The organism is Lacihabitans sp. CCS-44 (genome assembly GCF_024343735.1).
Lineage (GTDB): Bacteria > Bacteroidota > Bacteroidia > Cytophagales > Spirosomataceae > Leadbetterella.
Map to the genome: position 1 here is coordinate 40,507 of NZ_RJUE01000059.1, position 11,838 is coordinate 52,344.

The 11,838-nt window shown below is 35.5% G+C and carries 9 protein-coding genes; 4 read left to right on the plus strand and 5 right to left on the minus strand.

Going from position 1 to position 11,838, the window contains the following annotated elements; translation table 11 throughout:
• Nucleotides 1–15: 15 nt before the first annotated feature.
• Nucleotides 16–657, plus strand: coding sequence for a hypothetical protein (locus EGI26_RS13525; protein WP_255079041.1), 642 nt, complete (start codon nucleotides 16–18; stop codon nucleotides 655–657).
• Nucleotides 658–742: 85 nt separating this feature from the next.
• A complete protein-coding gene (locus EGI26_RS13530; protein ID WP_255079042.1) occupies nucleotides 743–1,810 on the plus strand; it encodes a Gfo/Idh/MocA family protein in 1,068 nt (355 codons plus the stop codon).
• 21 nt (nucleotides 1,811–1,831) lie between these two features.
• On the opposite strand, the gene EGI26_RS13535 is transcribed toward EGI26_RS13530, so the two are convergent.
• The 5 genes from EGI26_RS13535 to EGI26_RS13555 form a co-directional block, all read right to left on the minus strand.
• On the minus strand, nucleotides 1,832–2,311 hold the full coding sequence (locus tag EGI26_RS13535) for a hypothetical protein (RefSeq protein ID WP_255079044.1): 480 nt from the start codon (nucleotides 2,309–2,311) through the stop codon (nucleotides 1,832–1,834).
• Nucleotides 2,311–2,838: a hypothetical protein gene (locus EGI26_RS13540; RefSeq protein ID WP_255079045.1), complete on the minus strand. Its 528-nt coding sequence runs from the start codon at nucleotides 2,836–2,838 to the stop codon at nucleotides 2,311–2,313. The genes EGI26_RS13535 and EGI26_RS13540 overlap by 1 nt, the downstream gene beginning before the upstream one ends.
• Nucleotides 2,835–5,534 (minus strand): hypothetical protein, encoded by a 2,700-nt coding sequence (locus EGI26_RS13545; protein ID WP_255079046.1) that lies wholly within the window; start codon nucleotides 5,532–5,534, stop codon nucleotides 2,835–2,837. The genes EGI26_RS13540 and EGI26_RS13545 overlap by 4 nt, the downstream gene beginning before the upstream one ends.
• A gap of 34 nt (nucleotides 5,535–5,568) precedes the next feature.
• Nucleotides 5,569–6,354: a hypothetical protein gene (locus tag EGI26_RS13550; RefSeq protein ID WP_255079047.1), complete on the minus strand. Its 786-nt coding sequence runs from the start codon at nucleotides 6,352–6,354 to the stop codon at nucleotides 5,569–5,571.
• 66 nt (nucleotides 6,355–6,420) lie between these two features.
• Nucleotides 6,421–6,975 (minus strand): hypothetical protein, encoded by a 555-nt coding sequence (locus EGI26_RS13555; RefSeq protein ID WP_255079048.1) that lies wholly within the window; start codon nucleotides 6,973–6,975, stop codon nucleotides 6,421–6,423.
• Nucleotides 6,976–8,150: 1,175 nt separating this feature from the next.
• On the opposite strand from EGI26_RS13555, the gene EGI26_RS13560 reads away from it, so the two are divergent.
• Entirely contained in the window at nucleotides 8,151–10,472 is a 2,322-nt protein-coding gene (locus EGI26_RS13560) for a sulfatase-like hydrolase/transferase (RefSeq protein WP_255079054.1), read from the plus strand.
• 30 nt (nucleotides 10,473–10,502) lie between these two features.
• A complete protein-coding gene (locus tag EGI26_RS13565; RefSeq protein ID WP_255079061.1) occupies nucleotides 10,503–11,753 on the plus strand; it encodes a YaiO family outer membrane beta-barrel protein in 1,251 nt (416 codons plus the stop codon).
• The last annotated feature ends 85 nt before the right edge of the window (nucleotides 11,754–11,838 follow it).

An 11,838-nucleotide genomic window follows, 5' to 3' on the forward strand; every position in this document is an offset into this window, starting at 1 on the left:
ACCAATATATTTTTCATGAAAAAGATTCTCAGTATTCTTATTGCTATCTGTATTACATTTCAGATGGTAGGTGCCCAAACCACTAAAAAAGCTACAGAAAAAAAAGCGGCCAAAACCACAAAAGAAGCCAAGACTTCTAAAGAGAAGTCTGCCGACAAAAAGGAAAAAACTACCAAAGAAACTAAGTCTAAAGTAGATAAAGGAACAAAAACTAAAGGCGAAAAAGGTAGCAAAACCACAAAAGATGCAGACTCTAAGTCTAAAACTACCAAAGAGACAAAAACCAAAGTAGATAAAGACAGCAAAACGGTAAAAGATGCCAAAACTAAGGTAGATAAGGAATCGAAAACCAAAACAGAGAAGGATTCAAAAACTAAGGTTGACAAAGACAGTAAAACCAAAGTAGATAAAACTACAAAGACAAATGACAAAGGCGATAGCAAGTCTAAAGTAGAAAAAACTACGGTTGATAAAGGCACAAAAACTAAAACTACTGAAACTAAAACCTCTCAGGCAGACAAAGGAACACAAAAGAAAGTAGCAGGTGCGGACAAGTCAGTAGGTAAAGATGCTAAGGGCCGCACGATATATGAGGGCCCAAGAGGCGGTAGATATTATATCAATTCTAACGGCAATAAAACCTACGTTCAAGACTAATTAAAATATTTTAAAAAATATTGATAGCCTAACGGAAACGTTGGGCTATTTTTTTTACTTTTGAATCTGAAAAACTTTAAATAAAATGAAAATACGTGTCTTGGTAGTTGGTTGTGGAAATATGGGCACTTCTCATGCTTTGGCTTATCATCATCTTGCAGAATTCGATATTTGCGGCATAGTGTCACCTGGCAAAAGCAAAGAAAAACTGAACGAAAAACTCGGTGGTGGCTATCCCCTATTTGATGATTATTACACGGCATTGGCAGAAACTAAGCCCGACGCCGTAAGTATAAACACCTACCCTGATACCCATGAGGCTTATGCCATAGCAGCCTTAGAAACAGACTGCCATGTATTTATAGAAAAACCATTGGCCGACACCGTCGCTGGTGCCGAAAGAGTGGCGGCAGCAGCTAAGAAACATAATAAAAAACTCGTGATTGGCTACATTCTGAGGGTGCATCCTTCTTGGGAAAAATTTGTAGAAGTAGCTCAAACGATGGGTAAACCACTTGTAATGAGGATGAACCTCAACCAACAAAGCCATGGAATCATGTGGGACGTACACCGCAACCTTATGAAAAGCCTAAGTCCTATTGTTGATTGCGGAGTGCACTATATAGATGTTATGTGCCAAATGACTAGATCAAAACCCGTTTGGGTGAGTGCCATCGGTGCCCGCATGACTGAAGATATTCCGGAAGGAAACTATAATTATGGTCAGCTACAAATACGTTTTGAGGACGGCTCGGTGGGTTGGTACGAAGCTGGCTGGGGCCCAATGATGTCAGAAACAGCCTTTTTTGTAAAAGATGTAATCGGACCAAAGGGCTGTGTCTCTATTGTAGCCAAAGATGCCTCAAAAGCCGGACAATCTGACAATGTAGATGCTCACTCAAAAGCGGAATCGCTAAAAGTGCACTATGCGGATATTGATGCCGCCAATAATTTTACCAGAAAAGACGAATGGATAGATTTCGCTGACGAACCAGACCATAACGAACTATGCAAAAGAGAACAATTATTTTTCTTAAATGCCATTCAGAATAATGTTGACTTGACTGACCACGTAGATGATGCAGTAAATAGTCTCAGAATAGCCTTTGCTTGTGACGAGTCAGTAAAAACTGGAGAGGTGGTGAGGCTTTAAAATGTTGAGTCTCTCCTTAAATTAATTTGAAATTGTGTATACAATATTAGCAGTGTAGGTTTTTGCCGGAATTAAAACTGTCCTACCAGTTACTCGATATCTGACAGGAACATTACTCCGTCCAGAACTTAGTCCAACGCTTCCATTATAAAATACTTGAGGCGAAGTAGTAAGGGTAATATTACTTGTTGAACCATTAATGCTTCCACCTGACCCCCCAGTTCCATTTCCTCTTCTTCGGACTTGTAAAACCAAAGCCGGATTCCAGTCTATATCGGCCCTATGAACTCGAACAGTGTAGCTAGAAAACGAAGTAAAACCCGTAAAACTGACATATGCTTGAGGGTCAGAACTTGTTACATTACCAGTGTAGTTAGTTCCGGCCTCAGTAAGCGTATTAGCTGCTACTGAAGTTGTCCAACCCTGGGTCACACTTATTGATTGACCAAAACTTCTAAATTGAAAAACCACAAAAAACGATATTAAAATTAAATGTTTCATTAATTGTCTGCTAATGTGTAAACCACCGTGGTGTTTGCTGTTTGATTTCTAATTTGCGAAAAATCTCCTATTCCTAACGAAAACGTTAGTTGGTATCCCTGAGAACTACCATCTCCAGTATATGCACCGCCAATACCATTCACTATGGCTTGTGGAGTGCTACTTAAAACTACTGGACTCACTGGATTACCTCTAACTCCAGCCCCTGAACCAGCCACATTTGCGACATTTACAACGATATTGACACCATAAGGTATCGTTCCAGCCAAATGAGCGGTTATTTTTCGAGTAACTAAAGGCGGTACTGCAGATGTAAAATTCAACCACTTGGTATTATTTGTTGATGTACTGGTAATCACATTTCCAGCTTCTGTGGGAGCTACAAAAGTTAGTGTAAAACTATTTCTATCAGGTGCCAAATCCAGCAAAGAAACACTCGGAAGCGCAAAGCTGACTGTTGAATTGGCAGTATTTTGAGCAAAAACCTTACTAGAAAATAAAAGAAATATCAAAAATAATATCCTCATTGTTTTGCACTTATTTTAAACTCTTTATTAGAAAAAAATATCTTTCTTTCGCTTTGTTTTACTACAAAGTCAGTCTTTGATATCATTTCAGGCTCAATATTAACGATTTTTTCTTTTTCTAACACCTCGTAGCCTTCAGAATTACTTGTGAGCAAAACTGTAATCTTCCATTCACCTGGTTTTATTTCTTTAAACGAAAATTCCTGAAACTCGTTTAATTTAGTCAAATAAGACTCTCCATTGTTCTGAATTTTTAATAAAATTTGAGGTTTGGGTTTCCCAGCATTCATTGCTTGATTACGCTCATCAATTTCCAGCTTAACTTTGCCTACCACACCGCCAGTTTTGATTAGTGGTATATTCAGCATGTGTGTAGAGTCAGCTTTGGCCTCGATTTCGAGAGAAGAGCTACTTTCTGGAGTCCATCCTATCATTCGCTCATCTGCAGGAAATGAAATATGATATCTCTCGGGTAATATATTTTCAAAACTAAAATTACCTGCCTGATCTGTTAATGATTGATATTGTCCCATCTGCATCATTATGCCACCCAAAGGCTGCGTATTGTTTAAACCGTAAACCCTGCCCTTTACATTTGAAATCTTCTTATTTTTTTTCAATGGTACATTCAACTTCAAAGAATAATTAAGCGAGAAAAACATTGTATTCTGGTTTTGAGCGGTAAAACCCGGTAAATATGTCCTTCCGGCTACTGCCCTAAAATTATGCTTTTTTAGATCTAATTCGATAGAAGCGTCGAGGAAGGTTCTTTTTATGAAAAATTCGTCTGGAGCATAATTATTTCTATACATACAATTAAAGAAATATTTGTTCCTGTGATTTACTCTTAGATTTCCCCCGAAATAAAACAAGTTTTCCAAATCATTATTTTCATTAAATTTTGACGTGTATTGATGTTCAAAATAACCTCCCACCCATAGCCATTTCTGAATTCTAAGCATTGGCTGAATAAGCTCGCTCATAGATTTAGAAGAAGCGTTATTGTCTCCTGCTAACAGGTTTACTGCGTTTCCGTATCTAGCTTGTGTAAAAACAGTAGCCCATTCTGTCATAAAAGAGTATGATATGTTTGCGTACTCTTCCTTGAAATGAAAGTTTGAGGGGACTTGTCTGTCTTCACGCTCCTGTTTGGTATAATTCAAGAAAATCATTTGTTTTTTAGTCGGAAATACACTCACAAACAATGTATTAGTTTTGTTTAATGGTGATGTATTAAACGTCAACAAATCTAAAGCCGGATTGATTCTTGTGTAATTACTATTAATCCCGACAGAAACCTTAGCGTTAAAATTATAACTCAAACTATTGACTATCAATCTACTATTTGTATAAAATCCATCAAAGTCTTTACCAGTGACAATAATTTGACTTGAAAAATTAAACTTGGAAAGTTGAAAAATGAATTGGTTATAAAAACCGAAATCATATTTACCTAATTTGTTAGAAACGGCTACTTCTGTTTCAATATTTCCATTTTTATTTGAAAAAATAGAGCTTAGACCAACTATAGATGTGCGATAAAAGCCATTGTTTTTGTACAAACCCTTGTTGGTAAAGTTCGCTCCTATTTTAAAGTTTTCTTTTAATTTATACTCAGCTCCTGCTCCCCAAGAATTTTTTTGTTGCTGAAAGAATCTTGCATTTTGATAGAATGCCTTTACATTAAATTTATCAATATTTTTTTGAAGTTGAATACCTCTTCCGAATCTACTAAATTCAGCAAGGTTACTCACTCTATTAACGAAATCGCCTAGTTTTACATTAAAGTCTTGCTTGTAGTCATATTCAAGAGAATATTGATCATAGCTACCAATTTGGGGGAAATCTTGTTGATTTGGCCCTCTTATTACAAAATCCACATTATGCTTTTCTTTCACATCAAGAAAACCAGAGCCTTGAGAAAAATATTGCATAGCTCCTTGGTTTTGCCCATCAAGACCATAATTAAAATAACCAATACCTATTTCAACAGGCAAACGGTGATATAGGTCTACTTTTTTTGGTGAGCTAGAAAACACTGGAATACTTACCGACTGAAGATATTTTTTTCCTCCAGAAAATTCTTCTAATTCTAAGCTACTGGTAGTCTGCCAATAACTTTCTTTTGTTTTCAGGATATACTGAGAAACCTTTATGATTTTTTGTGTATTGGGCAGAATAGTAAGGGTGTCTGTAGTGCTCAACCAGCCTCTATTTGGATTAAGTTTAAATTTCTCAACTGTATTTCCAAGGTTTTGGATCATATACTCTACATGTAGCGTATCGCCTTCTTTTACAAATTGAGGATGAGATAATTCAGAAAGTTCAATATTTTTAATGTTGTCGATTTGAGCTTCAGTAATTTTGGAGGCTATAATTATACCTTTCCTAAAAAAGTCTAATTGCAGCTCGTACTTTCCACCAGAGGCAAACTTGGGAGAAGAGAAAGTATATATATATTTTATATTGCCTTTGTTGTCTAGAGCCTCTTTGCTCAATACCAACTGCCAGCTTTCAGGAAGACGGAGAACAGCTTCGATACTGTCTGTTTTTTCGAAATCTGTATAAACGAAAAGCGTGGTAAACTGACCAGGCATGGCACTTGGCTGAATGTCTGATAAAGAGATATTAGGCTGTTTCTGTGCAAAAACAACACTATTTATAAGAAAAAAAGATATGTAAAATAGATTTTTCAATGGAAAATGGATTTATGGATAATTTCAAAAAAATCTAATCCAACTCTAAAGAAATATTGGCACCAAAAAGGTCAATTCCGTTGTCGGTAATGATGATACCCTCATATTTACCTTTTGGAAAACCTAGAAGTTCAACCTCAAAGTCGTTACACTGACTTGGATAAACCCGCTTGCCTAAGCCATCTATTGTTTTGATTTTCTGGCCTTTTTCGTCGTAGATCTCCACAAGTACTTTAGTTTTTGTTGAAAAACCTCCTTCATTCTTTAATCTAAATCCAAGAACTTTTACTGAGTCTTCCCTTGTGTTAAGTTTTATATCTTCGTAGCTTAGTTTTGGGCTTTGAAATTTACCCGCATCGGCAATTATTTGTACTGCATATCTTACCACTGAGTTGATTTGAACACCGTTTGCCTCTTCTTCTTTCACGGGATCAGCACCTTCAATCATCAAAACTGTCCAATAACTTCCGTTATTCAAAGAGTCTGAACCAGCACTGATGGTATAATATAAGACATACTGCTCGTTTGCCGCAAGAACCTTTTCGTCTACATTGGTAGTCAGGTATTTATGCAAAGAATAGGGTTGATTCCCTGAGGTACTGTAAGTGATATTTTGTCCACAATAACTTTCTAAGTCTTGCTTATATATCAGGATTTTGGTAGGCTTAACAGATTCATTCTTGATTTCAATCTTGCCTATCACTTTTTGGCCGGTACCAAAACTATGGGTGTGGGTTAAGCCATTGGTAATTACAATGGCTGCAAATGAAGAATAACTCGAGAGAGTTAAAAGAATTAGTGTTTTAAGAATATTTTTCATTGGAAAGCAAAAAAAAATGAAAATTCGGATTGGCATTTTTAAGCCAATCCGAATATAAACAAAATCTTAGTTTACATCTACTAAAGTGTAGGTTACAGTTACTGGTGTTGATGCCGCTCTAAGGTTAGCATAGTTAGCATCTGCAGCAGCAAAAGAGTAAGTAAGCTGGTGACCATTGCTCGGACCCGTAGCTGTGAAAGCACTACCGATACCCGTTACAATTGGCTGAGCAGAAGTAGTTAAAGTAACCGCCGTAGTTGGAGTTCCTCTTGTTCCTGCTCCTGTGGTAGCACTTCCAGCCAAAACTGAAATAGTAACACCAGGAACCAGTGCATTTGCACTTACGTCTACTCTTCTAGATGTTAAAGTAGAAGGAATGATAGACGAATAATTCAACCATACGGCAGAATTGTCTAAAGGACCACTTACTTTTTGACCAGCTTCAAGAGGAGTTGGTTGTTCAAAAGTAGCATTAAAATTTTTACCAGTTGAACTTTCAAGATCCAAAAGGGCTACATTAGGCACAACTACAGTGATGATGTGGTTGTCTGTTTGAGTATCTTGTGCCGAAGCATTGAATGCCAAGAACGCAATAACTGCAAGACTAAAAATTCTTTTCATTTTCTTTTTTTTATATTGTTAATTTTTACTTTGTATTGAGTGAAGTTCCGAAGAAAACACATCAAATTCACTCAACGTTTTGTTATTAAACGGCTACGAAAATCGTGCCAAATACCTCATTACAAAGTATTAAATCTAAAATACACTTTAAGAAATTGTACTTATTAGGTCGAAAGAAGTTGAGTAGAAAATAACAGAGAACCTATAAAAAACTCTATAAATGACTAATAAACAATACTTTAAATACAGCTCACCTCCTTTTAATTAGTCAAAAAAAAGGTTTTTAGCTGCTCTTTCGTTTTTTTCTTAAAATCCTATGAAATCATATCTAAACTTCTAAGCAAGACTTTCCAATTGCTGGTAAAACTTCCATTTTAAACAAATCTTATTATTAAAGAAAGGAAAATACAAATTTGGAAGATGGCGTGCCAACTTTTAAAAAACTAGATTTTTACAGCAAATTCTTGACAAATGTCAAGTGTTTTTTTTCAAATTCTAAAATAAAACATCTAGATGTAATGTTTCATAACCTATGATTTCAAAAAAAACATTGGTGTCATTTTCGTTTTCCTCCTCACCAAGTCGAAGTTAACATTAAAACAAGTCCGAAGAAGCGATGTTCTGAATGAACAAAAAAAAGTCAATTCTTTGAATTTTTTTTGAGGAAAAGAATAATTACCTGCCTTAGAAAATCTCAACATTTTCTTGCCTTTCTGCCCTGAAAGAAAAATATATCAAAATCTTATTGAAAGGATACATTATTGAAATTTATGCATATTTTATTTGAAAGAAAAACGAACAAAGATTAATTCATAATTTGCTTATTATAAATAACTTAAGATGATTTTTTTCGCACTAAAATTTTCAACTAGTTCAAAATATCAAAAAATTATTAAGCGGTACACCCCCCTGATGACTCAGCGTTTTCAGTTGGTTGTTGGTACAAATATTGAGTCGTTTTAATGAAATCGGGAAAATGAAAGTCTATGAAAACTGGGCAATAGTAAAGAGGTTGCAAGATTCCAAAATGTGGAAAAAAAACCAAAAATGGAAAAGCCTTTTATTGGAAAGTATCAATGGTTGCGGTTGCTAATTCTTTAAAAATGCCAAAGATTACCTTAGAAGATTGTAGGCAATCAATTATAGAAAATGAAAATTATAAATGAAGAGAACACATGAATAAGATTTTTACAAAAATGAACTTGAGTTTTTTAATAAAATCTGCAATTGCCATAGGACTAACATTGGCGACAGCAGATTTACTCACTCATATATTGTACGGCAACAAAACATCTTTTGTGATAAATTCAATTAAGCTGATTGTGTTAGACTTCGGACTTGGTAGTTTGGTTATTTTGATATTAACTCCGCTTTTCCTTCTTATTTCGCTTATCCATTCATCAGTTGCAAAAGGTATTGTTTATACTGTTGGCTTTATAGTTTTAATAGCTGGTCTTCTCTTGAATAAGTACTTTGCAACTACACGTTTGTCTTTGGGAAGTGACTTATATGGATATTCCATTAAAGACATTAAAATGATAGTAAGCACATCATCTGATATTAGTCTGCTGTCATTCTGGCCTCTCGCAGTTTTTATGTTAATTTTTATCGGCTCTCTGAAATTTCTCAAGGTCAATGAAAAGCAAAGCATGTGGGTGGGAGCAATCTTGGTACTCTCTATTGTGTTCTGTGCCGCAGATTCGTTTTCTAAAAAACCAGTACATTCTAACCTTTCTTTTTTTGTAAAAGACAGTTTTGACTATCTTCAAAATAACAAAAGTGCAAAGTCATTAACTTGGGATAAGAGCAACCCCTACCCTTTGCTTAGAGACAACAACCAAACCAAAGATCTCCTTGGCAGCTATTTAGACCTCAAGACCGACAAACCCAATATAGTGATGATTGTAGTGGAAGGCCTTGGTAGAGATTTTTCTGGTGACAATGCCGAATATCCAGGATTTACTCCTTTTTTGGATTCTTTAGCCTCTAAAAGTCTTAGTTGGTCAAACTTTGTAAGCAACGCTGGAAGATCCTATGGTGCTCTACCTTCTATTTTGGGTTCCTTACCATTTGGCAAAAATGGTTTTCTCGATTTAGAAACTTTGCCGGATCACATTTCACTAATCAATCAATTAAAAAAATCAAATTATAAAACGGCTTATTTTGAAGGTGGAAATGCTGATTTTGACCGCAAACTAAAATACCTAAATCATGAGGGTATGGAAAACATTATAGATGCCAACAACTATGGGGCAGACTATAAAAAAGCATCATCAAAAGATGGATTCAGTTGGGGATATCCCGACTCTGAAATTTTCAGAAAAGCTTTAAATGACATGACGCCTTTAGCACAGCCAAGGTTTGACTTGATACTCACAATCAGCAACCACGAACCGTTTGTCTTTCCTGACAAAGAAAAATACCTCGAAATGGCAGATAAGACGCTAGATGAGAGCGATTATAGTTCCACCAAAAAAAGTATTATTAACAAACACAAAGACATTCTGGCGGCACTTTTATATACAGACGCAAGTATAAAAGGGTTCATAGAGAAATATAAGTCAAGTCCAAATTATGAAAATACCATATTCATAATTACTGGAGATCACAGACTCATACCTATTCCTCAGAAAAACGAAATTTGTAGATATCATGTGCCATTGATAATTCACAGTCCGATGCTCAGAAAAGCTGAAAAATTTAAAGGTATAAGCTCTCACATGGATATTATGCCCAGCATTCTGGCATTGATTAATAATAAATATGGAGAAAAAGCATTGGATAAGGTTCCTTGGATTGGAACTGGATTAAGCGAGTCTTTAGAATTCAAAAGCCAAAAAGACATTCCATTGTCAAGATACAAAGGGGCTATAAAAGACTTTATATCTGGAAATAAGTTTCTAAGTGATAATACCTTATTCGAAATAGGAGAAACATTTGAAATATCTGAGATTAATGATGGTAATGAGAATGAAAAAGTAAGGGATAAGCTGGGGCACTTTCAACAAATAAATAATTATGTGACGCAAAACAATAAGATTATCCCTTCAAATCTTGCTCAGAAAAAGGCAAATGTCGCTTCTTTTACAAAGGAACAAATGGTCATCATTGATAAGCACCTCAAAAACAAAGCAGAGGAAGATCCATTTATGATTGCTCGCGAAGTTGCCTTTAAAAAACAGTACAACGAAGCTTTGCTGTTGTGCAATTATATCATCAAAGACAGTCCAAATCATTTTGATTGCCGTACGCTTAAAGGCAGAATCTATGCCTGGAATGGCGATTTTGAAAATGCTGAAACTGAACTGAAAGCAATAATTGACCGAAGCCCAAGATACAAAGATGCCTACAGTGCCATACTAGACCTATACTGGTGGAACGACATGCCACAAAAAGCAAAAGATTTGGCAAAAAAAGCAAAAGACAACATCAGTGATGATGCTGATTTTCAGAAAAGTATAAAAATAGCCATGGACCGTTTCAATAAGTCAATTTAAAAAAATAAAGAAAACGAATCGTCTAAAAAAATGTTGAGAATTTTCAAAATATCGATTATCTGCCTAGGCTTTTCCTTCCCAGGATTAGCCCAGATACACAATATAGATCCTGACTCAGCATTTGTTGAAGCTAGAAAACTGGCTTTTAATGGCAAAAGAAAAGAGTCCATTGGTCTCTTAAAAACAGTATTATTTAGCTATCCAAACTATGACGAAATTAGACTTTTTTTAGCCTCAGTATATAGTTGGGATGAAAGATATAAGTCAGCCAAAAGTGAGTATCAGATTTTGATAGCAAAAGACCAAACGAATATAGACTATTGGGTTCCATATATTAAAAATGAGATTTATGACGACGAACCTTTGTCTGCCATAGAATTGGCAAAAAAAGCCATGCAAATTTTACCAGACAGTGTTCAATTGGTGATATTGAAAGCCACTGCCGAAAAAAACAATAATGAGTTACAAAAAGCAATGATAACTATAAAAACTTATTTAGACAGCCATCCCGATAATAAAGAAGCTAAAGACTTCAAAGGGAGTATCAAAGAAAATCTGGTGGCTAACAACATTTCGGTATCTTATTCCATGGATATCTATAGCGAAATATACGATCCCATGCATTACTATACCATACAATATGGCAAGTTGACCAGCCGAGGAAGCATCATAGCAAGATATAACCTCAACAATAAATTTAAAACCTACGGCTCACAGTTCGAGATTGATGCCTATCCTAGCATTGCTAAGGGTATATATGGCTATTTAAATGTAGGTTATTCCAAGTCTTCCATTTTTCCGTCGTGGAGATTCGGGGCACAGCTTTATAAGGCACTCCCCAACAGTTTCGAAGTGTCGGCAGGCATACGTTCCTTAAAATTTGGAGAAGATTACACCCATATATACACTGGCTCAATAGGAAAGTATTTTGGGAGTTCATTTGTGTTTGCGGTTCCGTATTTTATAAACAGTGCTGAAGGGTGGAGCAAGTCTTCCACTTTTACCTATCGAAAATATAGAGCCAATGCGGATCAGTTTTTTGCGATTTCAGGAGGATTTGGTTTCTCTCCAGAAGTAAACAGGTTTGGCTTTGACAATGCTTACGAACCGATAGTGAGCTTGAAATCTCAAAAAATCGACATCAGTAATAATTTTAAACTAATAAATAATAAAAACGTGATAGGTGCGGGAGTGTCGTTGGTGCGGCAAGAGAGTGTGTTTGATCCTGGAAAATATTTTTGGATATTTTCATTCAAGGTCAATTCACTAGTTGGCTTTTAAGCATTCAATGAACTCATTACCTTTTTTTTGACTAAAAATATTTTACCTAATTGATAATTTAAATACTATAAAAATGCAGTTCCTA

What these genes read in the sequence shown, in the direction of transcription:
- EGI26_RS13530 (WP_255079042.1), top strand. Translation starts at nt 743, where the DNA reads ATGAAAATACGTGTCTTGGTAGTTGGTTGTGGAAATATGGGCACTTCT.
- EGI26_RS13550 (WP_255079047.1), bottom strand. Translation starts at nt 6,354, where the DNA reads ATGAAAAATATTCTTAAAACACTAATTCTTTTAACTCTCTCGAGTTAT.
- EGI26_RS13560 (WP_255079054.1), top strand. Translation starts at nt 8,151, where the DNA reads ATGAATAAGATTTTTACAAAAATGAACTTGAGTTTTTTAATAAAATCT.
- EGI26_RS13565 (WP_255079061.1), top strand. Translation starts at nt 10,503, where the DNA reads ATGTTGAGAATTTTCAAAATATCGATTATCTGCCTAGGCTTTTCCTTC.
- EGI26_RS13555 (WP_255079048.1), bottom strand. Translation starts at nt 6,975, where the DNA reads ATGAAAAGAATTTTTAGTCTTGCAGTTATTGCGTTCTTGGCATTCAAT.
- EGI26_RS13525 (WP_255079041.1), top strand. Translation starts at nt 16, where the DNA reads ATGAAAAAGATTCTCAGTATTCTTATTGCTATCTGTATTACATTTCAG.
- EGI26_RS13540 (WP_255079045.1), bottom strand. Translation starts at nt 2,838, where the DNA reads ATGAGGATATTATTTTTGATATTTCTTTTATTTTCTAGTAAGGTTTTT.
- EGI26_RS13535 (WP_255079044.1), bottom strand. Translation starts at nt 2,311, where the DNA reads ATGAAACATTTAATTTTAATATCGTTTTTTGTGGTTTTTCAATTTAGA.